This is a genomic window from Arthrobacter sp. 10N418 (assembly GCF_056394725.1).
The window spans coordinates 105913-132236 of record NZ_JBFTIK010000001.1 but is presented as its reverse complement, the minus strand read 5'-3'; the positions used below and the strand labels follow the sequence as shown (position 1 = coordinate 132236).

Annotated in this window: 25 protein-coding genes; 13 read left to right on the top strand and 12 right to left on the bottom strand. The window is 67.5% G+C overall.

Features of this window, described 5'->3' with window-relative positions; genetic code table 11:
* Positions 1-9: 9 nt before the first annotated feature.
* Genes AC1DCZ_RS00600 through AC1DCZ_RS00590 form a run of 3 tightly spaced genes read left to right on the top strand, consistent with a single transcriptional unit; the run spans position 10 to position 3971 of the window.
* Complete coding sequence (locus AC1DCZ_RS00600) at positions 10-1653, top strand: LCP family protein (protein WP_476972937.1); 1644 nt, start codon at positions 10-12, stop codon at positions 1651-1653.
* A gap of 49 nt (positions 1654-1702) precedes the next feature.
* A complete protein-coding gene (gene manA, locus AC1DCZ_RS00595) occupies positions 1703-2995 on the top strand; it encodes a mannose-6-phosphate isomerase, class I (RefSeq protein ID WP_476972936.1) in 1293 nt (430 codons plus the stop codon).
* Between the two features lie 4 nt (positions 2996-2999).
* On the top strand, positions 3000-3971 hold the full coding sequence (locus AC1DCZ_RS00590; protein WP_476972935.1) for a lipid II:glycine glycyltransferase FemX: 972 nt from the start codon (positions 3000-3002) through the stop codon (positions 3969-3971).
* Positions 3972-4228: 257 nt separating this feature from the next.
* Here the strand turns inward: AC1DCZ_RS00590 and galE are convergent, their stop codons facing one another.
* Both galE and glpX read right to left on the bottom strand, forming a co-directional pair.
* Positions 4229-5203: a UDP-glucose 4-epimerase GalE gene (gene galE / locus AC1DCZ_RS00585; RefSeq protein WP_476972934.1), complete on the bottom strand. Its 975-nt coding sequence runs from the start codon at positions 5201-5203 to the stop codon at positions 4229-4231.
* Between the two features lie 114 nt (positions 5204-5317).
* On the bottom strand, positions 5318-6340 hold the full coding sequence (gene glpX, locus AC1DCZ_RS00580) for a class II fructose-bisphosphatase (protein ID WP_476894998.1): 1023 nt from the start codon (positions 6338-6340) through the stop codon (positions 5318-5320).
* 229 nt (positions 6341-6569) lie between these two features.
* Between glpX and AC1DCZ_RS00575 the strand changes: the two genes are divergently transcribed.
* From AC1DCZ_RS00575 to AC1DCZ_RS00555, 5 genes are all read left to right on the top strand, one after another.
* The gene (locus AC1DCZ_RS00575; protein ID WP_476972933.1) at positions 6570-7274 is read left to right on the top strand and encodes a DUF4245 domain-containing protein; all 705 of its coding nucleotides are present in this window, start codon (positions 6570-6572) and stop codon (positions 7272-7274) included.
* Between the two features lie 10 nt (positions 7275-7284).
* Positions 7285-7920, top strand: coding sequence for a carbonic anhydrase (locus AC1DCZ_RS00570; protein ID WP_476972932.1), 636 nt, complete (start codon positions 7285-7287; stop codon positions 7918-7920).
* Between the two features lie 51 nt (positions 7921-7971).
* Positions 7972-9408: a class II fumarate hydratase gene (locus AC1DCZ_RS00565; protein ID WP_476894894.1), complete on the top strand. Its 1437-nt coding sequence runs from the start codon at positions 7972-7974 to the stop codon at positions 9406-9408.
* 350 nt (positions 9409-9758) lie between these two features.
* On the top strand, positions 9759-10430 hold the full coding sequence (locus AC1DCZ_RS00560; protein ID WP_476972931.1) for a TetR/AcrR family transcriptional regulator: 672 nt from the start codon (positions 9759-9761) through the stop codon (positions 10428-10430).
* Positions 10427-12088, top strand: a complete 1662-nt coding sequence (locus AC1DCZ_RS00555) for an MDR family MFS transporter (RefSeq protein ID WP_476972930.1) — start codon at positions 10427-10429, stop codon at positions 12086-12088. Before AC1DCZ_RS00560 ends, AC1DCZ_RS00555 begins: the two co-directional genes overlap by 4 nt.
* A 104-nt stretch (positions 12089-12192) precedes the next feature.
* Here AC1DCZ_RS00555 and AC1DCZ_RS00550 read toward each other — a convergent pair whose 3' ends face one another.
* Together AC1DCZ_RS00550 and AC1DCZ_RS00545 are read right to left on the bottom strand one after the other, a co-directional pair.
* Positions 12193-12663, bottom strand: a complete 471-nt coding sequence (locus tag AC1DCZ_RS00550; RefSeq protein ID WP_476972929.1) for an NUDIX hydrolase — start codon at positions 12661-12663, stop codon at positions 12193-12195.
* Positions 12664-12723: 60 nt separating this feature from the next.
* A complete protein-coding gene (locus AC1DCZ_RS00545; protein WP_476972928.1) occupies positions 12724-13272 on the bottom strand; it encodes a prepilin peptidase in 549 nt (182 codons plus the stop codon).
* A 58-nt stretch (positions 13273-13330) separates the two neighbouring features.
* Here AC1DCZ_RS00545 and AC1DCZ_RS00540 point away from each other — a divergent pair, with 58 nt between their 5' ends.
* Both AC1DCZ_RS00540 and AC1DCZ_RS00535 read left to right on the top strand, forming a co-directional pair.
* Positions 13331-14149, top strand: coding sequence for a hypothetical protein (locus tag AC1DCZ_RS00540; protein WP_476972927.1), 819 nt, complete (start codon positions 13331-13333; stop codon positions 14147-14149).
* A gap of 37 nt (positions 14150-14186) precedes the next feature.
* Entirely contained in the window at positions 14187-14837 is a 651-nt protein-coding gene (locus AC1DCZ_RS00535; RefSeq protein WP_476972926.1) for a GNAT family N-acetyltransferase, read from the top strand.
* Between the two features lie 493 nt (positions 14838-15330).
* On the opposite strand, the gene AC1DCZ_RS00530 is transcribed toward AC1DCZ_RS00535, so the two are convergent.
* Positions 15331-16773 carry a PhoH family protein gene (locus tag AC1DCZ_RS00530; RefSeq protein WP_476972925.1) on the bottom strand — a complete coding sequence of 481 codons (1443 nt, stop codon included), beginning with the start codon at positions 16771-16773 and terminating at the stop codon, positions 15331-15333.
* A gap of 233 nt (positions 16774-17006) precedes the next feature.
* Positions 17007-17768, bottom strand: coding sequence for an isoprenyl transferase (locus AC1DCZ_RS00525; protein WP_476973073.1), 762 nt, complete (start codon positions 17766-17768; stop codon positions 17007-17009).
* A 213-nt stretch (positions 17769-17981) separates the two neighbouring features.
* On the opposite strand from AC1DCZ_RS00525, the gene trhA reads away from it, so the two are divergent.
* Positions 17982-18644, top strand: a complete 663-nt coding sequence (gene trhA / locus AC1DCZ_RS00520) for a PAQR family membrane homeostasis protein TrhA (protein WP_476894996.1) — start codon at positions 17982-17984, stop codon at positions 18642-18644.
* A gap of 117 nt (positions 18645-18761) precedes the next feature.
* Here the strand turns inward: trhA and AC1DCZ_RS00515 are convergent, their stop codons facing one another.
* The 4 genes from AC1DCZ_RS00515 to mca all read right to left on the bottom strand — a co-directional run bounded on the left by AC1DCZ_RS00515 (position 18762) and on the right by mca (position 23078).
* On the bottom strand, positions 18762-19427 hold the full coding sequence (locus AC1DCZ_RS00515) for an HAD family hydrolase (RefSeq protein ID WP_476972924.1): 666 nt from the start codon (positions 19425-19427) through the stop codon (positions 18762-18764).
* The gene (locus AC1DCZ_RS00510) at positions 19424-21700 is read right to left on the bottom strand and encodes a thioredoxin domain-containing protein (protein ID WP_476972923.1); all 2277 of its coding nucleotides are present in this window, start codon (positions 21698-21700) and stop codon (positions 19424-19426) included. Before AC1DCZ_RS00510 ends, AC1DCZ_RS00515 begins: the two co-directional genes overlap by 4 nt.
* Positions 21678-22013: a hypothetical protein gene (locus tag AC1DCZ_RS00505; RefSeq protein WP_476972922.1), complete on the bottom strand. Its 336-nt coding sequence runs from the start codon at positions 22011-22013 to the stop codon at positions 21678-21680. The genes AC1DCZ_RS00510 and AC1DCZ_RS00505 overlap by 23 nt, the downstream gene beginning before the upstream one ends.
* Before the next feature lie 159 nt (positions 22014-22172).
* The gene (mca, locus tag AC1DCZ_RS00500; RefSeq protein WP_476972921.1) at positions 22173-23078 is read right to left on the bottom strand and encodes a mycothiol conjugate amidase Mca; all 906 of its coding nucleotides are present in this window, start codon (positions 23076-23078) and stop codon (positions 22173-22175) included.
* Positions 23079-23208: 130 nt separating this feature from the next.
* Here mca and AC1DCZ_RS00495 point away from each other — a divergent pair, with 130 nt between their 5' ends.
* Both AC1DCZ_RS00495 and greA read left to right on the top strand, forming a co-directional pair.
* Positions 23209-23661, top strand: coding sequence for a DUF4307 domain-containing protein (locus AC1DCZ_RS00495; protein ID WP_476894882.1), 453 nt, complete (start codon positions 23209-23211; stop codon positions 23659-23661).
* 177 nt (positions 23662-23838) lie between these two features.
* Positions 23839-24333 carry a transcription elongation factor GreA gene (gene greA / locus AC1DCZ_RS00490; RefSeq protein ID WP_476894881.1) on the top strand — a complete coding sequence of 165 codons (495 nt, stop codon included), beginning with the start codon at positions 23839-23841 and terminating at the stop codon, positions 24331-24333.
* Between the two features lie 95 nt (positions 24334-24428).
* Here greA and AC1DCZ_RS00485 read toward each other — a convergent pair whose 3' ends face one another.
* The gene (locus AC1DCZ_RS00485) at positions 24429-25064 is read right to left on the bottom strand and encodes a rhomboid family intramembrane serine protease (protein ID WP_476972920.1); all 636 of its coding nucleotides are present in this window, start codon (positions 25062-25064) and stop codon (positions 24429-24431) included.
* 5 nt (positions 25065-25069) lie between these two features.
* A complete protein-coding gene (gene ilvA / locus AC1DCZ_RS00480; protein ID WP_476972919.1) occupies positions 25070-26308 on the bottom strand; it encodes a threonine ammonia-lyase in 1239 nt (412 codons plus the stop codon).
* Positions 26309-26324 lie beyond the last annotated feature (16 nt).

Sequence of the window (26324 nt, the reverse complement as noted above, 5' to 3'; positions counted from 1 at the left end):
GATCACCACATGACCAACAGTTACGCCCCTGCCCGCCGGCCGGCGCGGCCGGACGCACGGTCCCGACAGGCGATGACGGACCCGGTGCGGTACCCCTCGGGCGCCGCTGCGCCGGTCCTGACCAAGCGGGCGTTCGTCCTGATCCTGATGACGCTCCTCATTCCCGGCAGCGCCCAGATCGTCGCGGGACGCCGTCGGCTGGGCAGAACCGCGCTCCGGGTCACCTTCACGGTCTGGGCCCTGGTCATTCTGGCAATCGCTCTGCTCGTGACGGCCCGTTCAACGCTGATCAACCTCCTTGCGAGCCCGGCCGCGTCGCTTCTGCTGGTTATCGGACTCGCCGCCCTGGCTATCGGCTGGGCCGCCCTTTTCATCGACACCCTGCGCATGATCCGGCCGGCACTCCTCACCCCCAGGATCCGGCCCGCCGTCGGTATCGCCCTGGTGCTGTCGATGCTGCTCAGCAGCGGCTCGCTGGGGTACGCCGCGTACCTGATGAACGTCGGACGCGACGCCATCGGCAGCATCTTCTCCTCCAACGGACCCGCGATCGAACCAGCCGACGGCCGGTACAACTTCCTGTTGATGGGCGGCGACGCAGGGGCAGACCGCACGGGCCGCCGGCCGGACAGCCTCTCGGTCATCAGCGTCGATGCCAAGACCGGAAAATCGGACATCATTTCTGTCCCCCGCAACCTGCAGAACGCCCAGTTCAGCGAAGACTCCCCGATGCGCAAGGTCTACCCGGAGGGCTACAACTGCGGCGATGAGTGCCTCATCAACGCCGTCAACACCGAGGTCACCGATAAGCACCAGGACCTCTACCCCGGCGTCGAGGACCCTGGCGCGCAGGCCACGCTGGAAGCCGTGTCCGGAACCCTTGGCATCAAGGTCCAGGCCTACGTGCTCGTGGACATGGACGGTTTCTCGAAACTCATTGACGCGATGGGTGGCATCCGGATCAAGGCCGGCGGCTGGGTTCCCCTCAGCGGCGACATGGTTGATGAGGCCCGCGGCATCCACGGGATGCCCACCGGGTGGATTCCGGCGGGCGACCAGAAGCTCGACGGCTACCACGCCCTCTGGTATGGGCGGTCCCGCGAGTTTGTGGACGATTATGCCCGCATCCAGCGGCAGCAGTGCGTCGAGCAGGCCATGCTGAAGCAGCTGGATCCCGCCACCCTGTTGTCCAAGTTCGAGGACATCGCCAAGGCCGGCACTAAGGTCGTGGATTCGAACATCTCATCAAGCCAGCTCGGCAGCTTCGTGGACCTGGCCATGAAGGCGAAGGGCCAGAACGTGAGCCGGCTGACCATCGGACCGCCGGACTTCGACGCAGCCTTCTCCACCACACCGGACTTCAACGTCATCCACGACCGGGTCCACCAGCTCCTGGCAGGGACCCCGTCCGCCGCCGGTGCGGCTGATGACTCGGTCCGCCAGCCCGCAGCCGCGGCGGCCGGGCCGCTGTCCGCGGCTGGAACGGCGCCGGGCACGCAGCCCTCCCCGGCGCCGTCGGACTTCACACCGGTGACCACGACGCCCGAGGGCGAGCCGATCACCGAGGAAATGCTCAACCAGTTCAAACGCGAAGGCGACGAACAGTCGATCCGCAACCTCGTCGCCACCAACGGCCAGTGCGCACCGCTCTAAGGGGCGCCCACGCGTGACCGGACATAATTGACCAGATAGGGACCAGGCAATGTACGAACTCGAGAACGTCCTCCGGCCATATGCCTGGGGGTCCACGACCGCCATCGCCGAACTGCTGGGCCGTCCTGCCTCCGGTGGCCCGGAGGCAGAACTGTGGATCGGGGCCCACCCGGACTCCCCTTCCGTGGTGGCGGCGCCGTCCGCGGCCCCCGGTCCGGGGCGGCACACGCCGGAAACGGCCGACGGCGGACGGCTGGCCCTGGATACGTTGATCGCCGGGGATCCCGAGCACCACCTGGGCGGCGGAAGCGTGGCCGAGTTCGGGCCCCGCCTCCCATTCCTGCTCAAGGTCCTGGCCGCGGACAGTCCCCTGTCCCTGCAGGTCCACCCGACCCTCGCCCAGGCGCGGGAAGGCTTCGCCCGTGAGGAGGCGTCCGGCGTCGACCGCTCGGCCGCCGGACGCAACTACAAGGACGACAACCACAAGCCGGAAATGATCCTCGCGCTGACGCCCTTCGAGGCGCTGTGCGGCTTCCGGCCGGCCGCGGAGTCACGCGCGGTCCTCCAGCACCTGGCCGCCGGCATTCAGCAGGCCGGCGCGGAGGTGCCCCCGGTGATCCACCAGCTCCTGGCGGACCTCGCCCAGCCCGACGAGCCGACGGCCCTGAAGTCAGCCTTCGAGCGCCTGATCACCGGCGGGGAGGAAGTTTCCGAGGCGACGGGAGTCGCCGCCGCGGCCCTGGCTTCCGGTGCGCCGCACGCGCCTTACGAGGCCGAGCTGTCCACCGTGATCACGCTCAATGGGCAGTATCCGGGCGATCCGGGCGTGCTGATCTCGCTGTTGCTGAACCGGATCTCGCTGGCCCCGGGGGAAGCTGTATACCTGCCCGCGGGCAACGTGCACGCCTATTTGCGCGGTCTCGGGATCGAGGTCATGGCGTCTTCCGACAACGTACTCCGCGGCGGTTTGACACCAAAGTTCGTCGACGTGCCGGAACTGCTCAAGACCGTCGCCTTTGAGGCTGTCGGGGTGCCGATGCTGAGCGCCGAGACGTCGGAGCTGGGCCAGGAACTCTTCCGGCCCCCGTTCCTGGAATTCCAGTTGCAGCGCATCCAACTGGCACCCGGTGCCGCCCCGGTCCCGCTGGCGCAGTCCGGCGCCGCCGTCATCATCGTGGTGTCCGGATCCGTCCTCCTCGACTCCCCCAAGGGCGACCTGCACCTGGCCCGCGGGGCGAGCGCATTCCTGCCGGCCGCCGAGGCTCCGGTCAACGTGCACCCCGTCTCCGGCGCGACGGACACCGCCCTCGCCTTCGCCGTCACCACCGCACTGAAAGCCTGACACCGTGGACTTCTTCCTGCAGGGCCCGCACTGGGCCGAATTCCAACGAGCCCTGGGCCGCACCGTCCACCAACAGTCCGGTCCCGGCTGGAGCTTCCTTGCTGTCGAGGAGACCAACCCGGCCGGGAAGCTGCTGTACGCTCCCTACGGCCCCGTGGCCGAGACGCTGGTGGCGTTCGACGCCGCGCTGGCCGCACTGACGTCGCTCGCACAATCCTCCGGGGCCGTGTTCATCCGGATTGAGCCCGTCAGCGCAGGTTTCCGGCCCTCCGAGGCCGATGCCGTGCTCCGCAGCCGCGGCCTGCTGCCTGCCCCGGCCAACCAGCAGCCCGAGCTCAGCTGGATCGTGGACGTGGACCGGGACTTCAAGGACGTCCTGGCGGACATGAAGCCGGTCAACCGCAACCTCTACCGGAACATCCACAAAAAGGGCGTGACCTTCCGTTCAACACAGGACCCGGCCGAGGTGTCCGTGCTCCTGGACTTTCTGCACATGACCGCCGCCCGCAACGGCTTCAAGCCCCAGAGCGACGAGTACCTGAGCCAGGTGGCCCGCTCGCTGATGCCGTCCGGCGCCGCGACCCTCTTCATCGCCGAGCTCGAGGGTGCGCCGATCGCCGCGGCCCTCGCATACGATTCCGCGGATACCCGGACGTACGCCCACGCCGCCCTGGATGATACCCACCGCAAACTGAGCGCGGGCATCCCGCTGCTGGTCACCCTGATCGCCGACGCGAAGGCGAAGGGCCTGCAGCACGTGGACCTGTGGGGAGTGGCCCCCTCCGACCAGCCGGATCACAAGTGGGCCGGCTTCACCACGTTCAAAAAGTCCTTCGGCGGCCGCGAAGTTGCCTATCCCGGAACGTGGGACCTGCCCGTCCGGAAACTGCGCTACGGCGCGTACCAGCTCGCCCGCACTGGCGCGCAAAGTACGAGAAAGCTTCTCAAAGCGCTGCGTGCCCGGCTCGGGCGCTAGGGTCCCGCGGCGGCCGCCCTGCCCACCAGTGGACATGCCCCACTCCCGGCCCGGCCACTGGACATAGGCCCCTATGCCCAGCCCCGGGCGCAAACACTGGACATGTCCTCCCGTGAACCCCAGACATGCCCCACGCCCGGCCCGGCCACTGGGCATGTTCCGTGAAGGAGCAGCGGCAGGCGTGAACATTGGACATGTCCCTTGGAGGAAGTCACCTCCGGCACTGAACACTGAGCATGTCCACCCGTGAAGCTCCGCTACTGTCCCGCGGCGGCAGCCCGCTTCTGAGCCTCGTAGGCGCTGGCCACCATGTCCTCGACGGAGTGCCGCATCTTCCAGTCCAGGTCCCGGGCGGCCAGAGTGCCGTCGGCCACGATCCGGTCCGGATCGCCCGGCCTGCGGGGGCCGATCTCGGGCTCGAAGTCGATACCCGTGACTTTGGCCATCGCCGTCATGATCTGGCTTACCGAGAGCCCGTCGCCGGAACCAAGGTTGTACACGCGCTCCAGCGGCCGGCCGGCGGCGAGGGCCTGGGCCGCGGCGACGTGCGAGACCGCGAGATCGGACACATGCACGTAGTCGCGCACGCAGGTGCCATCCTCGGTGTTGTAGTCGGTGCCGTAGATGCGAGGTCTTTGCCCGGAGGTCAGGGCCCGGAGCACGATCGGGAAGAGGTTGTGGGGGCTCGTGTCGTACAGCTCGGATGAGCCGGAGCCGACGACGTTGAAGTAGCGCAGCGAGGTGTGTTTGAGTCCCCGGGCCCGGCCCTGGTCCCGGATCAGCCATTCGCCGATCAGCTTGCTCTCGCCGTAGGGCGATTCCGGCAGCGTGGGCGTGGCCTCAGTGACGAGGGCGCCGCTCGGGGTGCCGTAGGTGGCGGCGGAGGACGAGAAGACGAGCTTGTCGACCTCGGCCAGCTCCATCGCTTTGAGCAGCTGCGCGGTGCCCGTGACGTTTTGTTCATAGGTCAGGAGCGGCTCCTGCACCGAGACGCCCGCGTATTTGAACCCGGCGAGGTGGATCACGCCGGTCACGGCGTGATCCTGCAGCGTGCGGGCCACGAGTTCCGCGTCGAGGATGCTGCCGTGTATGAAGGGCACATCATCCGGGACGAATTCGCGGTGCCCGCTGGACAAGGAATCGATCACCACCGGCTGGATCCGGGCCCCGCGCAAAGCGGACACCACATGCGAACCGATATATCCTGCACCGCCGGTTACTAGCCACGTCATGGCCCCACCCTAGCGGAATCCGGGCGGCGGTACCCCGGACCCAGACAGCGAATCCCGGGGCGGCTGTGGCGGCCCCGGGATTCGTGATGTTCGTGTTGCTGCTGAACTGCGGTGCTAGCTCTTGCGGGCGTAGCCCTCCCACTTGCTGGCCTGGTGCTCGCCGTCGACGAACCGGATGGTGCCGGACTTGGACCGCATCACGATGGACTGCGTGAGGACCTTGTCCTTGGAGTAGCGGACCCCCTTGAGGAGGTCGCCGTCGGTGATGCCGGTGGCGGCGAAGTAGCAGTTGTCGCTCGAGACGAGGTCGTTGGTCGACAGGACCCGGTCGAGATCATGGCCGGCGTCGATGGCCTTCTGCTTCTCGTCGTCGCTCGTGGGCCAGAGCCGGCCCTGGATGACGCCGCCGAGGGACTTGATGGCGCAGGCCGCAACGATGCCTTCCGGGGTTCCGCCGATACCCATGAGGGCGTCGACGCCGGTGCCGGCACGGGCAGCGGCGATGGCCCCCGCGACGTCGCCGTCCATGATGAACTTCGTGCGGGCCCCGGCTTCGCGGATTTCCTCCACGAGCGGGCGGTGGCGGTCGCGGTCCAGAATCATGACGTTGAGCTGGTTGACCTTGACGCCCTTGGCCTTGGCGATCAGGTGCAGGTTCTGCTTGACGGGCAGGCGCAGGTCAACCATGTCGGCCGCTTCCGGGCCGGTGACGAGCTTTTCCATGTAGAACACGGCGGAGGGGTCGAACATGGAGCCGCGCTCGGCCACTGCCAGGACGGCCAGGGCGTTGTTGATGCCCAGGGCGGTCAGACGGGTTCCGTCGATGGGGTCGACGGCGACGTCGCACTCCGGGCCGGTGCCGTCACCGACACGCTCGCCGTTGAAGAGCATCGGCGCTTCGTCCTTCTCGCCCTCACCGATGACAACGACACCGTTGAAGTGCACTGTCTGGAGGAAGGAGCGCATGGCGTCGACGGCGGCGCCGTCGGCCTTGTTCTTGTCACCGAAACCGACCCAGTGGCCACCGGCGATGGCCGCGGCTTCGGTGACGCGGACCAGTTCCAGTGCGAGGTTGCGGTCAGGCTCGTCGATCCCGACGGCGAGCGAGGGGGAAAGCGTGGAGTACTTCTGGGACATAGGCGCTGGTGTCACGTGAACCTCTTCTTCGAGTGGCGATCATAGAACCCGTACGGCCAGTTTCGATCCGTCGCGGTGATTCGTCTGCTACTGATCATAGTCGCGGCGGCATCCGCAGGTCATTGGATGACCAAGCCATGAAACACAACAGCCGCGGCACGCGCCCGGCCGGCGGCCGGGCGGCCGGCCCGAATGGGAGATCGGCCCGGTCATGGGCGACTATAGAGGGGTGAGTGAATTGCAGGACACGTCCCCCGGAGCCCAGCCTTCTCCGGCCGCCGCGGACCCCAAAACAGACCCGGCCGCGGCAGGCCAGCCGCCCGTCCGGCCCGTCATCCCGGCGGCCGCGGCGAAAAGGGCGAACGCCTCGGTGATGGGCATGATCATCGCCCTGGTCGTGAGCATCGCGGCTTTCCTGCCGATCGTCCTCATGAATCCGTCGCCGAAGACCGACGGCTACCGGCCGGACATCAACGTCAGCGCTGTCGCGCAGAACGCCGCGGATGTGGCGGGATTCACACCCGTGGCCCCGGAGCCGGGCGGCAACTTCCGCCCCAACTATGCCCGATGGAACTCGGGCGCCGGGAGCGGCGTGGCCGCGTGGGAGGTCGGGTTCGTCACCCCCAGGGAGTCCTTCATCGGGCTGGTGCAGACACGGCAGGCCAACCCGACGTGGTTGCTGGAGCAGACCAAAAACGCCCGGGTGACGGGAACCCGCAACGCTGGTGGACTGGACTGGGAACTTCGCGACACCGGCAAGGGCGAGAAGTCCATGGTGCTCGTCCACGCCGGCACCACGGTCGTCCTGACCGGGACGGCGCAGCTCGACGAATTCTCCGCGCTGGCAACTGCCGTCGTGAAGTCACTCAACAGCCCGTCATCCGCCGCCCGGCCCGACGCACCGGTTTCACCAACAGGCACTCCTTCGCCGTAAGCTATTGGCCGTGGCCACTTACCTGACTCCCGCCCTGGCTTGGCGCCGCCTTCGTGAAGGCAATGAACGATTCGTCGCCGGCAAAGCCTCCCACCCCAACCAGGATGCTTCCCGCCGGTCCTCCCTCGTGGAGAACCAGCACCCGTTCGCCGTGATCTTCGGCTGCTCCGACTCCCGGCTCGCGGCCGAAATTATCTTCGACCTCGGCCTCGGGGACGCGTTCGTGGTCCGCACGGCCGGCCAGGTGATCGATGATGCCGTGCTCGGCTCACTGGAGTACAGCGTCAGCGTCCTCGGCGTCCCGCTGATCGTGGTGCTCGGGCACGACAGCTGCGGCGCGGTGACCGCCACCAAGAGCGCCGTGGAAACCGGCCAGATGCCCGTCGGCTTCATGCGTAGCCTCGTCGAGCGCATCACCCCCGCCGTGCTCACCTCGCTGCGCAACAACCAGCCCGCCATCAACGACATGGTGGTGGAGAACGTCAAGCAGACCTCGCAGCGCCTGGTGGACAGTTCCCGTGTGATTTCAGACGCAGTCGAAGGCGGCCGGGCGGCCGTGATCGGGCTTGCGTACAGCCTCGTGGACGGCAGGGCCGACCTCGTATCCGGAATCGGCGAACTCGAGGGACTCCCCGGCGGGCAGTAGCACGCCGTTCACGGTTTTCGGTGGGACGCCCGCGCCCAATAAGCTAGCCCCATGACTTCCACAGATGAGTTGAACACCGAAGAGTTCCGCATTGAACACGACACGATGGGCGAAGTCCGCGTCCCCGTGAACGCCTTGTACCGTGCACAGACGCAGCGCGCAGTGGAGAACTTCCCCATCTCCGGCAAGACCCTGGAGCGCACCCACATCGAAGCCCTCGCCCGGGTCAAGAAGGCGGCCGCGCAGGCCAACGCAGAACTGGGAGTGCTCGACGGCGAGCTGGCCCAGGCGATTGCGGACGCCGCGGATGAGGTGGCGGCCGGCAAGTACGACGGCGACTTCCCGATCGACGTCTTCCAGACCGGCTCCGGTACGTCCTCGAACATGAACACCAACGAGGTCATCGCCGAACTCGCCACCCGCGCCCTCAAGGCCGGCGGAAGCGATAAGGTGGTCCACCCGAACGACCACGTCAACGCCTCCCAGTCCTCCAATGACGTCTTTCCGACCTCCGTCCACGTCGCTGCCACCTCCGCCCTCATCAACGACCTCATTCCGGCCCTCGGCTACCTCGCCGACTCGCTGGACCGCAAGGCCGTCGAGTTCAAGGACGTCGTGAAGTCCGGCCGCACCCACCTCATGGACGCCACCCCCGTCACCCTTGGCCAGGAATTCGGCGGCTACGCCGCCCAGGTCCGCTACGGCGTCGAGCGCATCAACGCTTCCCTTCCCCGTGTCGCCGAGGTCCCCCTCGGCGGCACCGCCGTCGGCACCGGCATCAACACCCCGGCCGGCTTCCCGGAGCGCGTGATCGAACTGCTCGCCGCCGACACCGGCCTGCCGCTGACCGAAGCCCGCGACCACTTCGAGGCCCAGGCCAACCGCGACGGCCTGATCGAGGCCTCCAGCCAGCTGCGCAACATTGCGATCTCGTTCATGAAGATCAACAACGACCTCCGCTGGATGGGCTCCGGCCCTAACACCGGCCTCGGCGAAATCGCAATCCCCGACCTGCAGCCCGGCTCCTCGATCATGCCCGGCAAAGTCAACCCGGTCATCTGCGAAGCCTCCATCATGGTCTGCGCCCAGGTCATCGGCAACGACACCGCCATCGCCTGGTCGGGCACCAACGGCGCCTTCGAGCTGAACGTCGGAATTCCCGTTATGGCCGCCAACCTGCTCGAGTCCGTGCGCCTGCTGGCCAACACCAGTCGCGTCATGGCGGACAAAATGATCGACGGCATCACCGCCAACGTGGAGCGTGCGCGCTTCCTCGCCGAGGCCTCGCCGTCCATCGTCACGCCGTTGAACAAGTTCATCGGTTACGAGAACGCCGCCAAGATCGCCAAGAAGGCAGTAGCCGAGGGCCTGACCATCCGCGAAACCGTGGTGGCCATGGGCTTCCTCGAACGCGGCGAACTGACCGAAGATCAGCTGGACACCGCCCTGGACGTCATGTCCATGACACGTCCGCCGCACAAGGCCTAGTCCGGGATCCGGTTCCCTGCGGCCGGCGCCTTTCCTCCGAAAGGCGCCGGCCGCCGTCGTGTCCGGCCCAGGAACCGGGGCTCTACCCCGGGCCGCTGCGCACTCCTCGGCCGTGTACGCTGCTGCCGCCGAGGCCTCGGCCATGGAGCCGGAACGGTCCAGGAGGACGTACACGTGCGTCAGGGCTGAATCTGTCATGCTTCCCCATTTCCGGTCCGGACGGGTCCGGGCCACCTGTCGCCGTCAGAATGGCGGGACAGGCGCAGGCTACGGCGGGCAGCGACAATATCGGCCGCACCAGCCGGCCAAGCTCTTTGCACTAATTCAGATTTAGTGTAAAAATACACTATATGAGCAACAGTGCAATCTCTGAGGGCGGCCTCCGCGAGCGGAAGCGGGCCGCGACACGGGCCGCGATCACCGCCGTCGCGCGTTCCCTGACTGCCGAGCGCGGCCTCAACGGCTACACCGTGGAGGAAGTCTGCGAACGGACAGGGATCTCCCGCCGGACCTTTTTCAACTACTTCCCGACAAAGGAAGACGCGATCATCGGGCACGTCGACGATGATTTTCCGGCGGAGGTGGTGAGCCGCTTCATCGAAGGCGGCGCCGGCTCTGCCCCCGGGACCGTCTCACCGACCCTGCTGGAGGACCTTGTGCAGCTCTCCCTCGACCTGTCTGAACACATGAACGCCACCGAGGAAGAGACCCGCCAGCTGATCGGCGTCATCCAGAAGGAACCCCAGCTGATGCTGCGGATTATCGGCGCCTCGGAACAACGTGAAGCCGACTTCGCCCGGCTGCTCTCGGCCCGGGAAGGGGTGGGCCCGGAGCATCCGGTCGTCCGCATGGCCGTCCTGCTCCTGGGCACGATCGCCCGGAAAACGAGCGCCGCCTACTTCTCCGAGGGCAACACCCGCCCGTACAGGGACATGCTGCTCGAGAACGTCGCAGCGGCCCGCACCCTGTTCTGCCAGCCCTTTGGCATCTCCCTGCCCCTCTCCCCCGAAGGACCCCAATGAGTTCCGCCGTCAGCACCAAACCAGCCGCCGAACCGCTGCTGCTGACCCAGAAGCGTATCTGGATCATTTTCTCCGCCCTCATCGCGGGCATGCTGCTCTCCAGCCTGGACCAGACCATCGTGTCCACAGCCATGCCCACCATCGTCGGCAAGCTCGGCGGTGTCGAACACCAGGCGTGGATCACCACCGCCTACCTGCTGGCCACCACCATCGTCATGCCGATCTACGGCAAGTTCGGCGACATCCTGGGCCGGCGGAACCTGTTCCTGGTCGCCATCGGGCTGTTCACGCTCGCCTCCGTGGGCTGCGCCTTCGCCAGCGACTTCTGGGGCTTCGTCATTTTCCGCGCCATCCAGGGCCTGGGCGGCGGCGGACTGATGATCCTCTCGCAGGCCATCATCGCGGACATCGTGCCGGCCAAGGAGCGCGGCAAGTACATGGGCCCGCTGGGCGCGATCTTCGGCCTCTCCGCCGTCGCCGGCCCCCTGCTGGGTGGCTTCTTCGTGGACCACCTGACCTGGGAATGGGCCTTTTACATCAACATCCCGGTCGGTATCGCAGCGTTCACCATCGCCTGGTTCACGCTGACCCTGCCCAACAAGAAGGCCGAGAAACGGATCGACCTCCCCGGCGTGCTGCTGCTCTCCGCTGCCACCACCTGCCTGATCTTCTTCACCGACTTCGGCGGCAAGAAGGACGAGGGCTGGGATTCGCCGCTGACCTGGACCTTCGGCGCCGGCATGGTGCTGGCGGCCATCGCTTTCGTGCTCGTGGAGCGCAAGGCCGAGGACCCCATCATTCCGCTGAGCCTGTTCAAGAACCGGATCTTCGTGAACTCCACGGCGATCGGCTTCACCCTCGGTCTTGGCATGTTCGCGGCGATCGCCTTCGTCCCGACCTTCCTGCAGATGTCCTCCGGCACCTCCGCCGCGGAATCCGGCCTGCTCATGCTGCCCATGATGGTGGGCCTGATGGGCATGGCCATCTTCTCCGGTATCCGCATTTCCAAGACCGGCAAGTACAAGATGTTCCCGGTCCTCGGCGCCGCCCTGACCATTGCCGCGATGCTGTGGCTGACCACCCTGACCGCAGCGACTCCCATCTGGGTCATCTGTGTGCAGCTGTTCGTCTTCGGTGCCGGCCTGGGCTCGATCATGCAGGTCATCGTGCTGGTGGTGCAGAACTCCGTGCCGGCAGAACAGATCGGCACCGCGACCAGCACCAACAACTACTTCCGCGAAGTGGGCGCCTCGCTTGGCGTCGCAGTGTTCGGATCCATCTTCACCACCCGTCTCTCCGAGTCCCTGACCACGGCGTTCACCGGCGCGGGCGCTTCCGCCGCGCAGGCCTCGCAGTCAACCCGCACGCTGGACCCGCAGGCCCTGAGCCAGCTTCCGGCACAGCTCAAGGACGCGATCGTCAATGCCTACGCCGATTCACTGGCGCCTGTGTTCTGGTACCTGCTGCCCTTCCTCGGGATCGCGTTGGTCCTCGCGCTGACCCTGAAGCAGATCCCGCTCTCGGACACCGCCGGCATGGTGGCCCGCGGCGAGGCCGTGGGCGGCGAGGAAGCTGAGCTCCTCGAGGCCGAACGGCACGCCGCGCGCGCCACCGCCGTCAGGAACGACGACGACGGGCTGACGCGCGCTCGCAGCTGAGCCTCGCCTGCCCGGATGAGCCAGCCCGGATGAATCAACCCGGGTGAATCGAAGGACCGCCGCAAACCTTGGGGGTTGCGGCGTTCCTTCGCCGGTGGCACACGTCAGCGCCGGTACCGGACGGCGGCGGCCGGATCAGCTGCGAGCCGGACGGCTTCCCGGTGACCGGGCATCAGCTCCGGGAAGTCCGCCGGCCGGAACCAGCCCACCGCCCGGGATTCGTCGTCGTTGATCCTGGCTTCGCCGGACACATAGCGGCAGCAGAAGACGAGGGTCAGGAAGTGGCAGACGTCCCCGTTCGGGTAGGTCGTAGGGCCCACGGCGTCAACGGACACGAGACGTTCGGTGACGGCTACGACGCCCGTCTCCTCGAGGATCTCCCGGAGCAGACCCGGTGCCGGATCCTCACCGGGTTCCAGGATCCCGGTGATCAGGCCCCAGCGCCCGTTGTCCGCCCGTTGACCGAGCAGCACCCGTCCGGCGTCATCGAACACCACTCCCCGGACACCGGGAATCCAGAGGGTCTCGTGACCTATTTTTTCGCGCAGCCTGAGGATGAAGTCCGGGGTAGCCATCCCGACAGCCTAGACGGGGCCTTCCGCCTGGCGCGATCGGCGGCATCGTCCGGCCGGTGGTCAGAGCGCGGGCATGAGCATGGCGGCGGCGGCACCGGCCAGCATGAAGGGCCCGAAGGGAATGGCCGATTTCAGGGTGCCGCGGCGCAGGGTAAGCAGGGCGACGCTCCACAGCCCGCCAAGCACAAACGCCGCGAAGGTGCCCGCGAATACATTCGGCCAGCCGAGGAAGCCCAGGTACATCCCCAGGACCCCGGCCAGTTTCACGTCGCCAAAACCCATCCCCGGCGGGTACACGGCACGCAGCAGGAAGTAGAACAGCCACAGCACCGCTCCCCCGGCCAGCACGCGGAGCCCGGGCACCCCGAACATTCCGGCGCCGGCGTCGGAGGCCTGCGCGCCCGCGAACATCTGGCTGGCGGCGGCCCCCAGCAGGAGGAGCCCGGCGACGGCGTACGACGGGAAGACGATCCGGTCCGGCAGGAGGTGGTGCCGGACGTCGATGACCGCGAGCCGGACGGCCATGACCGCAAAATACACGCAGGCGGCCATCACGAGCCAGAAGGCCGGCATGTTGGCTGCGCCGAGTTCGCCGAGTCGTTCGATCACTCTCGGATGCTACGCGATATTCCGCCGGCCGGGACGGACCCGCGCGTAAACTGTGGATATGGCCGCATGGGACAGCAGGAACCGGCGCGAGCCGCGCGCGCCCGGCGGCCCGGCGGAGCAGGCTGCTGCGTTCCGAAACCTATGCCGCTCCTCGCCCTGGAAGTGGCAGTCGCTGCGGTTCGAATACCTGGACCGGCCACTGGCGAGTTCGGCGGAATCCGGAGCGCCGGACCTCGTCAGGGCGTGGCTGCGGCGCCCCGGCGCGCTGCGGCTTGAAACCGCCGATGGGCTGGTCCTCCACAGCACCACCGGGATCAACGATTCCCGGGACGGCTTCTACGTCCGTTCCACACGGAAGTCCTGGCTCCTGCCCCCGCACCTTCTCACGCCGGTCTACGACGACGGCGGCCTGGTCCGGCGCCGGCCGGAGGCCGCCTACGGTGAACCCTCCTTCGGCAACGCCCGCTTCGCCGCCGCCCTGGACCCCGTCGAGCTGGCAGGAAGCAGCCCCGTACCGCTCGAATTCCCGAACTCCAACGCCGTCGAGCTGGGTCCCATCACCGAGGTGGACCACGAGGGCCGGCCAGCCCTGGAAACCACCGTCAGTCCCAACGCAAGTTACCGCCCCGCCGATCCCGGAGCGCCCCTGTGCCGGCCCGGGCGCTCGCTGCTGAGGATCGACGCTGGCACCGGGGTCTGCGTCTCGAGCCGCTGGCTGGACGCGCCGGGAGCCAGCGACGGGCCGGCCGGCTACGGCCACTGGCTGCGGATCCTGGCAGTGGAAGAGTACATGCTCGATGACCTCTTCCTTGCCGAATCAATGAACCTCACCGATGTGCGCCGGCACATCAGCTGGGACGTTCCGCGGGGCGTGTGACTGGCGGTCCGGGGGCGCCCGCGGCTAGGCTTCCGAAATGACTGCGCCCGCCCCTTGTTGGCCGCCGTTCGGCCTCACGCTGACCACGCCCCGCCTCACCCTCCGGCCGATCCGTGACGAGGAGATTCCCTCCGCCGTGCAGGCGGCCCTGAGCGGCATCCACGAGCCCGGGCGCAGCCCCTTCAGCAACCCGTGGGCCGAGGCCTCCGCCGATGAGCTCGGCGCGAACATGGCGCAGTGGTACTGGCGGTGCCGGGCGAACATGTCGCCGCAGGAATGGACCCTGCTGCTGGGGATCTGGCACAAGGGCGAATTCATCGGCTGCCAGGACATCGAGGGCAAGGACTTCGCAACCCTCAAGACGGTCAGCACAGGATCCTGGCTCCGCAAGAGCGCCCAAGGCCGGGGCTTCGGCAAGGAGATGCGGGCCGCCGTCGCCCTGTATGCCTTTGACTGGCTCGGCGCCGAGGTTGCCGAATCCGAGGCCGCGGCCTGGAACCAGCAGTCCCTCGGCGTTTCCCGCGCCCTTGGTTACGAGCTGAACGGAGTGACCCGTGCCGCCTGGGGCGGCGAACTCCAGGAAGTCCAGAAGGTCCGTCTGACCACGCGATCCTTCAAGCGCCCCGACTGGAACCTGCAGGTGGAAGGCCACGAAGCCACCGCAAAGTTCCTGGGCATTCAGAAATGACGCAGCGGACTACGGTGTCCCGCTGTCGCTTGGACGCCTCACCTTCGCTGGGTCGCCGTGGTTGGGTTGCGGTGCTGCGGCGTCCCGCCGTCGCTTAGACACCTCCCGTCGCTGCGCTGCGGTCGCTGGGCGACCTTCGCTTCGCTTTGGTCGGCGATGCGCTCCTTAGCGGGACACCTCAGCCCCGCGACGATGAGAGGCTCACCAGCCGGGACGCGGACTATCGTAAGATGAGACGCTCGCCAGCCGGGACGCGGACTTTCGCAACGCGAAGGACAAACCTGCCGGGACGCGGTCTTTCGTAAAGGAGCGCATCGCGGCGCATCGGACCCCGGAGGTCGCCCAGCGACCGCAGCGGGTCCCATGCGCCGTAAGCAGCGTCCCGCGGGCCCCGAGGCGAGCTTGCGAGCCTTGGGAAGGGACCACTGCGCTAAGCGACGGCGAAAGGCCGTGGCCCGGCAAACTCGGCCACGGCCCCCAACCCTGAATGAGCCTAGATCTCTGCGCCCTCCAGCAGTTCCGTCACCAGTGCCGCGATCGGTGACCGCTCGGACCGCGTCAGGGTGATGTGGCCGAAGAGCGGGTGGCCCTTGAGCGTCTCGACGACGGCGGCGACGCCGTCGTGCCGTCCGACCCGCAGGTTGTCGCGCTGGGCGACGTCGTGGGTCAGGACGATCTTGGAGTTCTGGCCGATCCGGCTCATCACGGTGAGCAGGACGTTCTTCTCGAGGGACTGCGCCTCGTCCACGATCACGAACGCATCATGGAGCGACCGTCCCCGGATGTGGGTCAGCGGCATGACTTCGAGCATGCCGCGGTCCATCACTTCCTCGACGACTTCCTGGCTGACGAGCGCACCCAGGGTGTCAAAGACGGCCTGGGCCCAGGGGTTCATCTTCTCCGCCTCGGATCCGGGCAGGTAGCCCAGTTCCTGCCCGCCCACCGCATAGAGCGGGCGGAAGACGATCACCTTGCGGTGCTCGCGGCGCTCCAGGACGGCCTCAAGACCGGCGCACAGGGCCAGGGCGGACTTGCCGGTGCCGGCGCGTCCGCCGAGGGACACGATGCCCACCGACGGGTCCATGAGGAGGTCGATCGCAAGTCGTTGCTCTGCCGAACGGCCGTGGAGGCCGAAGACGTCGCGGTCGCCCCTGACGAGGCGGACCTGCTTGTCCGCGCCCACCCGCCCGAGCGCCGAACCGCGGCTGGACAGCAGCACCAGCCCGGTGTTGGTCGGCATCTCCGCGGCCGCGGGGATGAAGACCGGCTCGTGGCCGTAGAGGGTCGCCACCTCGTCCTCGCCGGCATCGATCTCGGCGATGCCGGTCCAGCCCGAATCCTTCACGAGTTCGTTGCGGTATTCGTCGGCCAGCAGCCCCATGGCCGAGGCCTTGACGCGCATCGGCAGGTCCTTGGACACCACCGTCACGTCGCGGCCCTCGTTGGCCAGGTTCTTGGCGACCGCGAGGATGCGGCTGTCGTTGTCCGCCCCGCGGAAGCCCGCTGGCAGCACCTCGGCGGAGATGTGGTTCAGCTCCACCGTGAGCGTTCCGCCGTCGCGGCCCAGCGGGATGGGACGGTCCAGGCCGCCGTGCTCAAGCCTCAGGTCATCGAGCAGCCGCAGGGCCCTGCGCGCGAAGTAACCCAGCTCCGGGTCGTGGCGCTTTCCTTCAAGCTCGGTGATGACGACGATCGGCAGGATGACCTCGTGCTCGGCGAAGCGCAGGATGGCCCGCGGATCGGAGAGCAGCACAGAGGTATCGATCACGAAGCTGCGGGCCGCGCCCCGGTTCCCTGTTCCTTCCCCGGAAACAGCAAGACCGGCCACAGCATCTGTTCGTGCTGCACCGGTCTTTGAGGTGGCTCGCTTGGCGCGAGAGGTAGCTTTCTGTCCCTGGTCGGAAATGACGTCGGGCAGTTGCTCAGAAATAGCCACATCGACTCCAGCCCCGGGGCAGTGCCCGGAATTGTTATTGGTGAGGCGGCTCGGCCTGGAGGCCGGACGCGGCCTCCCATACATCCGGTGCGAAAATCCGCTCCATAGTACTGGCCTCCCCGATCGGCCGGCGAATTGCCTGCCGATGGGATTAGCGTAAGCCTCCGACGCCGCTTTACGGGCCCATTTTCCGGCGATTCTTGTTACCGCCCCATGAACTCCGCGTGAACGGCTCAGGCGCCGAACCGGCGCTGCCTGCCCGCATAGTCGCGGAGGGCGCGCAGGAAGTCCACTTTGCGGAACGCAGGCCAGAGGGCCTCGCAGAAGTAGAACTCGCTGTAGGCGCTTTGCCACATCAGGAACCCGGACAGCCGCTGCTCCCCCGAGGTGCGGATCACGAGGTCCGGATCGGGCTGGCCGCGCGTGTAGAGGAACCGGGAGATGTCATCCACACTGAGCTCGTCAGCCAGCTTCCCGATGTCCGAGCCGCGGGCGACGGCGTCGTGCAGCAGTTCCCGGACGGCGTCAACGATCTCGCGCCGTCCCCCGTAGCCGACGGCCACATTCACGTGGATCTTCTCCTGGGCAGGTGTGCGGGCGGTGAGCTTGTTCAGCCGCTCGGCCAGATAGTCCGGCAGCAGTTCCGGGGCGCCCATGGCGTGCACCGAAATGTTGGCGTCGTCGTCCAGCCGGTCCAGGGTGTTGGCGATGATGCCCATGAGGAGATCGAGCTCCTCGCCCGAGCGGTTCATGTTGTCCGTGGAGAGCATGTAGAGCGTGACGACCTTGACGCCGAGCTCCTGGCACCAGCCGAGGAACTCGTGGATTTTGTCGGCGCCGGCCTGGTGGCCCTGGCTTGTGGGGGCGTTGAACTGGCGGGCCCAGCGCCGGTTGCCGTCCACCATGACGCCGATATGACGCGGGATGCGCGCAGGGTCCAGGGAGCGCTGGATCCTGCGCTCGTAGAAGCCGTAGAGGAATCCGGGCAATTCCATCCGGAGATTCACCTGGCTTCCTTGAGGTACTTTGTGCAGTGCAGATCCTAGGCTACCTGCCGGAGGGCGGAGCACGTGCACGGCTGGAACGATTCTAGTAGGGCCGCTTGTTACTCCTGAGTAACCTACCGGCGCGTAGGTTATTATGGCGGAATGGAAAGCAACACTCCTGAGCCCCTGCCGGAGCAGCCCACGGCCCGTGGAAACGGACCGATGGACGATGCCGCGGTCCGGATCGCCGAACTCCTGATGATCAAGCCCAAGTGGCGCGGCTGGATCCATACCGTGACGGCGCCGCTCGCTTTGGCGGCCGGCCTGGTGCTTGTAATCCTGGCCCCGACGCCGGACCTGAAGCTCGCCTCCGCCATCTACGGCCTGACCGGGGTGCTGCTGTTCGGCGTGAGCGCCGTCTACCACCGCGGGAACTGGTCGCCGCGCGTGAAGGTCGTGCTGAAGCGGCTGGACCACACGAACATCATGCTGGTCATCGCCGGCAGCTATACGCCCCTCGCCTGGGCGCTCCTGGAGCGGCCCAAGGCCGTCCTGCTGTTGTGGGTGATCTGGTGCGGGGCCATCCTGGGAGTGCTCTTCCGGGTGCTATGGACCCATGCGCCGCGCCTGCTCTACGTGCCGATCTACATTGCCCTGGGATGCGGGGCACTGTTCTACCTGCCGGACTTCTTCGCCGCGAGTGTTCCCGCTGCCGTGCTGATCTGCGTCGGCGGCGCGCTTTACATCGCCGGTGCGGTCTTCTATGCCCTGAAGAAACCGAACTTCAGTTACAAGCACTTCGGTTTCCATGAACTGTTCCACGCGTTTACGGTCCTGGCCTTCGCAGCGCACTTCATCGCGATTGCCATCGCCGTCCTGGGCTGAGCCTGCCGGCATAGCGCGGCTGCCCGTGCGGATTCTCCCAACCTTTGAGACAGCGACGCCGGGACTCACCCGCTCTTCTGCCGGACGCGCCGGGCGAGTGCCCCCAACGGAACAGGGTCAGCCGGGACGTCCGGCGGCAATGAGCTCCGGCAGGTCCCGCATGTCGTGGAACACGGTGGTACCCGGGCCAGACAGCCGCCCGGCCGGGGTTACCCCGCCGGCATAGGCGAAGACGTGCATCCCGGCCGCCCGCGCCGCCTGAACGCCGTAGGCGCTGTCCTCGACGACGGCGCACCGCGCCGGGTGAGTGCCGAGCCGGTCCGCCGCGTGCAAAAACAGGTCCGGCGCCGGCTTGCCGTTCGGCACTTCCGTGGCGCTGAAGATCCGCCCTTCGAACCGGTCCAGCAGTCCGGTCTGCCCGAGGGTCCGCTGCATCTTCGCGTGGCTGCCGCTTGAGGCAACGCAGTGCGGAAGCCCGAGCCGGTCCAGGGCTTCCACGATGCCGTCGACGGCCACGAGGTCACGCTCGAACGCCTGCCGGTACCACGGCTCGTATTTGCCGTCCCAGCCCTCGGCCAGCTCGATTCCCAGTTGCTGTTCGACCGTGGCGATGAAGTTCGCCTCGCTCTTGCCCACGAAGCGTTCCACGATTTCTTCCAGTTCGAGCTCCCAGCCCAGGTCCGCGAGCACCAGCTGGTCCACCCGCACGGCGATCACCTCGGAATCGACGAGGACGCCGTCACAGTCGAACACCACGAGTTCGAAGCCGCCCCGGAAAGTCATTCCGACATGGTAGCGAGGCGTTCGCGCATTTTCGCGGCAGAACCCACCGGAAGATCGCAGACCATGCCGCGGCACAGGTAGACCAGCGCAGTTCCGTCCGGAGCTGCCTCGCGCCCGCGCAGGAGCGGCACCTGCGCCAGCCCGGTGTCCTCCCGGAGGGCCGCGTCCTGGACCGCAATCACGAGCCCGGGGCTCGAAGACAGCAGCAGTTCCCGGTGCAGTGCAGCGCGCTGCGGTGTGTCCGCGCCAACGACGGCGGCTTCCACCGGGCCGGCGAGTGCCGCCTGCGCCGTGGCGAGCAGCCAGCCTGCCACCCGGGGTGCGCGGACTGCCAGGGGCGGCAGTACGGCGAAAATGTTGCCGGCCAGGGCGCGGTGTTCGCTGGAGCCGGAGAGGGCCGAGTACGCCAGCAGCACGCCTGCGAAGGCTGCGGCGCCGCTGGGGGCGGCGTTATCGAAGGGGTCAAGGGAGGCACGCCCGCCCTGGGCATTGAACACCTGCGCCGACTCGCCCTCCGTGTCCCTCAGGACTCCTTCGGCCACGAACCGTCCGCAGGCCGCCTGCACGACGGCCTCGGCCAGCAGGTACCAGCGTGTGCGCGCGGAAACGGCGTAGAGCGCAAGCAGCCCTTCGGCGCAGAAGGCGTAGTCCTCCAGCAACCCCCCGATCCCCCGAGCCACTCCGGCATGGGACACCCGCACGAGTGTCCCGGGTTCCGGACCGGAACCCGGCTGCCAGTGCACGCGCTCCAGGTATTCGGCAATCCGTTCAGCGGCAGCCAGCAGGTCCGGCCGCTCCAGCACGGCGGCAGCTTCGGCCAGCGCAGCTAAGGCCAGCCCGTTCCAGCCGGCTACGACCTTGTCATCGCGGGCAGGCTGCGGCCGTGCGGCACGGGCTTCGAGGAGTACGGGCCGCACCCTGCGCCAGACTGCAGCTTCCGCATCACTGAGCGTCCGGCCCGGGTGCATGGGGGATCCGTCGGCGGAGACGGTGCCTGCGGCCTGCACGTTCATGAGCCGTGCCACCGCGGGGCCGTCCGCGGGCCCCAGCAGGCGCGCGAGCTCTCCGGGGCTCCACAGGTAGCTGGCTCCTTCGGAGCTCACGCCATCCACCACGGTGTCGGCGTCCAGGGACGAGACGAGGGCATCAGGCCCAGCGTCCGGCTGACGTGCAGCGTCCGTCCGGCCGACCTGGCCCGCGCGGGATGCCGGGTCCGCCGTCAGCCCCAGCGAGGCAAGCAGCCAGTCGGCAGTACGTCCGGCGACCTCAGCGGCTTCCTCCGCCGGGTACTCCGCCGTGCCGCCAAGCCGGACCCAGTGGACGTAGACGCGCAGCAGCTGGGCGTTGTCGTAGAGCATTTTCTCGAAATGCGGCACGGACCAGTCCCGGGTCACCGAATAGCGGGCAAAGCCGCCGTCGAGCTGGTCGAAAAGTGCCGAGCGGGACATTGCCGCGAGCGTGCGGCCCGCCATGTCGCGGGCGGCCTCCGCCGTGCCCGGGGCCATAGTGCCAGTGGTCGCAGTGTCCGGGGCCACGACCTTTGACCCAGCAGCTGCGTGCCGGATGAGGAATTCCAGGACCGCCGAGGGCGGGAATTTCGGCGCGGCCCCAAAGCCGCCGCCGGCCGGGTCTTCGGACCGTGCCAGCGCGCGCACGGCCTCCTCGAGCAGTGCGGCGTCGACGGGTTCCGGTGGCCCGTCCAGGTGCACGGCCGCAGCGGACGCAGCCGCGGCAAGGCCACGGGCGAGCCTGTCGGCGTTCGCTTCGACGGCTCCGCGGCGGTCCTCCCAGGCCTCACGCACGGCCTCCAGGACCTGGCGGAAGGAGGGCCTTCCTGGCGTGGGCCGCGGCGGGAAGTAGGTGCCGGCGTGGAACGCGCGTCCGTCGGGCAGCAGGAAGACGGACATCGGCCAGCCGCCTTCGCCGCTGATGGCCTGGGTGGCGGCCATGTAGACGGCGTCGACGTCCGGGCGCTCTTCCCTGTCCACTTTGACGGCGACGAAGTTGGCGTTCAGGTAATCGGCCGTGCCCTGGTCCTCGAACGATTCGTGGGCCATCACGTGGCACCAGTGACAGGCCGCATAGCCGATCGAAACGAAGACCGGAACGTCCCGTGCGGCGGCAGCGGCGAAGGCCTCGTCCCCGAACGGGCGCCAGTGGACGGGGTTGTGGGCATGCTGCCGGAGATAGGCAGAGGGTTCCCCCGCCAGTGCGTTGGCTGCCCCGGGGAAGTCCCCGAAGGGACCGCGCCTAGCGGGTTCCGGGTCCCGCATCGCCGTCGGCTTCCGGACGGGGTGCGCCACCGCCGGCAGGACGCGCGGTCCCCTCGGCGATGTCCTCGGTGCCGGCGTCGGTCCCGGCCACATCAGCGGCCCCGCGCTCTTCTTCCACCTGGGCACGGTACCGGACCCGGCGGATACGCCGGACCATGTCCACGATCAGGAGTGCTGTCAGGATCACGATGAAGGCGGTCAGTACGAAGCCCAGAAGGCCCGGCGTGACCTGGTCTTCGGACAGTCCTGGCCGCAGCGACGGCGTCGGGGTCGGCGCCGGGGATGTTGCCAGGGCTATGAGCAAGGAATGCACGGTGGGAACCTTCTGTGGGAACTAATGCGGGCCCCGGTTGCGAGGATCGACGTGTGGGGATCGACGGCAGGGCTACTTCTGGTGGCGCTTTGTGGAGGGATTTCTGTGGAGGTCTTCTGCCGGAAGGCTTCTACACGGCATAGAAATGCCCTGTCTGGACTATCTTAGCCCGGCAAAGAGATCCTTCTCGGGCAGTTCCGTAGGGATCCGGGACTGGATGAGGGAGTAGTCCTCCCAAGGCCAGACCCGGCGCTGCATGGCTGGGGACACCGCGAAGAAGAAGCCTTCCGGATCCACCTGCGTGCGGTGCGACCTCAGCGCATCGTCGCGGGCTTCAAAGAAGTCGCCGCTGTCGATCTGGGTGGTGGTGGGGTGCGTCGTCGCTGGTGGCGTGTGCCCCTCCGCGTCCGCCTCAAGCCAAGCCGCGAGGCGCTCGGCGTACGGGGACTGCAGGCCGGCTTCCTCCAGTGCGAAGTGGAGCGCGCGGAAGCGGTCGGGGCTGAAGGCCCGGTCGTAATACAGCTTGCTGGGCTGCCAGGCTTCGCCGGTGCCCTGGTACCGGGCGGGATCGCCGGCAGCTTCGAAGGCTTCAACGGCCACCCGGTGCGCCATGATGTGGTCCGGGTGCGGATAACCGCCGTTCTCGTCGTAGCTCAAGATCACCTGCGGCTTGAAGGACCGGACCAGCCGGACCAGGGGTGCGGCGGCCCGTTCCAGGGGCTGCACGGCGAAGGAACCGGCAGGAAGCGGCGGCAGGGGATCGCCTTCGGGCAACCCCGAGTCGACGAATCCCAGCCAGCGCTGGCGGACGCCAAGGACCTTGGCCGCGTTGTCCATTTCCAGCCGGCGGGCGCCTGCCATGTCGCGCTTGGGGTGCGGCTGGTGCTCCATCGCAGGGTTCTGGATGTCGCCGCGGGAACCGTCCGTGCACGTGGCCACGAGGACGTCCACGCCCGCGGCGGCGTACATGGCCATCGTGGCGGCACCCTTGCTGGATTCGTCGTCGGGATGAGCATGAACAGCCAACAGTCGAAGCGGTGCTGACGGGCTGGGGGACGCTGTCATCGTGGGACGGCTCCTCTTTCTGCTGTACGTGTTTGCTGTACGGGTCTGGACGGGCGGATCTGGTGCTGCCTCCGCGGGGCTGACCGTCGGCGCGGATAATTCCGCGCCTGATCCACACTAAACTGGAGTGGTGACTTCCGAGGATCAGCCTGCCGCGCCGGCATCTACCAGCCTAGCCAATCGTTACGGTGGTCAAAAGCCTGCACTGACCCGCAAAGCCAAACGCAACATCCTCATTGCCGCCCTCGCGGTCGGCATCGCACTGCTGGCGTGGGTCTCGACGTCGTCGGCAACAGCCAGTGTCAGCTCCAAGGACATCGGCTACAGCACCCCGGACGCCACCTTGACGCAAATCGACTTCCAGGTCACGAAGGATCCGGCCGCGGACGCCAAGTGCGCGGTCAAGGCCCTGGACGCAAAGTTCGCCATAGTCGGCTGGAAAGTCGTCGACATCGGGCCCAACGGGTCCGACGCCGGCCAGGACGGCGGACGCACCACCAGCCACCGGGCGGTGCTCCATACGGAGTCCCAGGCCGTTTCCGGCGTCGTGGACAACTGCTGGATTCCCGACACCGCCAAGTAGCCCGGCACCCGGGGCCCGGTGTAACACGGTGTGATCCACGCCGCAGTGTTCTTTGGTTTATCCACAGGATTGACTACAATGGATCAATACCTTTCCCCCGCTGAGCTGGTTACTGAGTCATAAAAGTGGCCACCGTGGCGGGGTCTTTGCTTGTATGACCACCAAAAGGAGAAGTCCGTGTCTACCACCAACAGCGCAACTGCAGCTTGGCTTACCCAGGAAGCATTTGACCGCCTGAAGGCAGAGCTGGACCACCTTTCCGGCCCCGGCCGGGCGGATATCGTCCAGAAGATCGAAGCTGCGCGCCAGGAGGGCGACCTCAAGGAGAACGGCGGCTACCACGCCGCCAAGGAGGAGCAGGGCAAGATCGAGGCCCGCATCCGCCAGCTCACCGCACTGCTCCGCGACGCCCACGTGGGCGAGGCCCCGGCAGACGACGGCATCGTGGAGCCCGGCATGATCGTGGTGGCCAAGATCGCCGGCGACGAAGAGACGTTCCTGCTCGGCTCCCGCGAAATCGCCGGAGACTCGGATCTGGATGTCTTCAGCGAAAAGTCCCCCCTGGGCGCGGCCATCGTCGGTCACAAGGAGGGCGACAAGCTCAGCTACACTGCCCCGAACGGCAAGGACATCACGGTCGAGATCATGTCCGCCAAGCCTTACGCCGGCTAGCACCGGCCCGGACGTAACTTACGACGCCGGCCCTCTCCTCTCGCGGGAGGGCCGGCGTCGTTTGTCGTCTTCGGCGGGAGGTGGCCAGCCCGGCGCTATGGGCGCAGTGCCCCGGGCCGCCGGGTGTTGGGCTCCCGCCGGGTGCTGAGGAACAGTGCCGCGAGGACACCGCCGATCGCACCCCCCAGGTGCGCCTGCCAGGACACGAAGCTTGCCACCGCCGGCAGCATGCCGAAGAGGATGCCGCCGTAGGCCAGGAACAGCACCACGGACAGCAGGATCTGCCGCCAGCTCCGGTTCACGAAGCCGCGTACCAGCAGGAAGGCGAAGAGCCCGAACACCAGCCCGGAAGCGCCCACGGTGATGTTTACCCCGATCAGCCACACCGCCACCCCGGACCCGAGCCAGCTTGTGGCCAGGGCAATTACAAAGATCCTCAGCCCGGACAGGAGCACGAGGAACCCGAAGATTAACAGGGGCAGTGTGTTGGAGGCCAAATGGGCCAGGCTGGCATGCAGCAGCGGGAAAGTCAGGATGTCGAGGATCCCGTCGATGCGGCGCGGACGCAGGCCGAACATGCCGTTCAGCGCATGGAACATGAGCGTGTTGACGATCTCGATCACGTACAGCAGCGCCACGAAAGTGCCCACCACGACCAGTCCCCCGCGGGCACGGGCAGCCGTCGTGCCGCCCGTGCCGGGACGTCCATTGCGGGGCGCGTCCAGCACCACGGCCGCTAGTGCACCACGATCGGCTGGAAGCCCTCGGCCCGGAGGGCGGCGAGGACCTGCTCGCAGTGCTCGTGGCCTTTGGTTTCCAGGTTCACTGTGATGGAGACGTCGCCCATGCTGATGGAACCGCCGACCCGTGTGTGGTCCAGCCCGGTGACGTTGGCGTCGTTTTCGGCGATGATCCGGGCGATCGTTGCCAGCGAGCCCGGGCGGTCATCGAGCATCATCCGGACCGTCATGTAGCGGCCCGCGGCGGAGAGGCCCCGCTGGATGACTTTGAGCATCAGCATGGGGTCGATGTTGCCGCCGGAGAGGACCACCGCAACGGTTCCCGGGTTCTCGATCTTGCCTTCCATGAGCGCCGCCACGCCGACGGCACCGGCGGGTTCGACCACCATCTTGGCGCGTTCGAGCAGGAAGATCAGCGCCCGGGCCAGGGCGTCTTCGCTGACGGTAACGACGTCGTCGACCAGTTCGCGGATGATGCTGAAGGGCAGCTGCCCGGGCCGGCCGACGGCAATGCCGTCCGCCATCGTGGAGACGCGCTTGAGCGGGACCAGGGCGTCGGCGGCGAGCGACGGCGGGTAGGCAGCCGCGTTTTCGGCCTGCACACCGATGATGCGGATTTCGCGGCCGAGTTCCTTGGCCCGGGCCTTGACGGCCACGGCGACGCCGGCAAGCAGCCCGCCGCCACCGACACCCATCAGGATGGTGTCGACGTCGGGGACTTGTTCGAGGATCTCCAGCCCGACGGTGCCCTGGCCGGCGACGACGTCGACGTCGTCGAACGGATGGACAAAGACGGCACCGGTTTCATCGGCGTAGCGTTTGGCCTCGGCAAGGGCTTCGTCGACATTGTGCCCGTGCAGCACCACCTCGGCGCCGTGGCTGCGGGTCGCGGCGAGCTTGGGCAACGCAACGCCCAGCGGCATGTAGATGCGGGCCTTGATGCCAAGGCTCTTCGCCGCGACGGCCACACCCTGGGCGTGGTTGCCGGCCGATGCCGCGACGACTCCGCGCCGCTTCTCCGAGTCGGAGAGTTTCGCCATCCGGACATAGGCGCCGCGGACCTTGAAGGAGCCGGCGCGTTGCAGGTTTTCGCATTTGAGGAAGACCTCACCGCCGACCATGCTGCCCAGGGCGCGGGAGGATTCGACAGGCGTCCGCGTAATAATCCCGTCGAGCAGCTTCTGCGCCTCCAGGACATCGTCCAGCGTGACGGGCAGGCTCTCGAGGGTATTCACGAACTGTTCTCCTTCT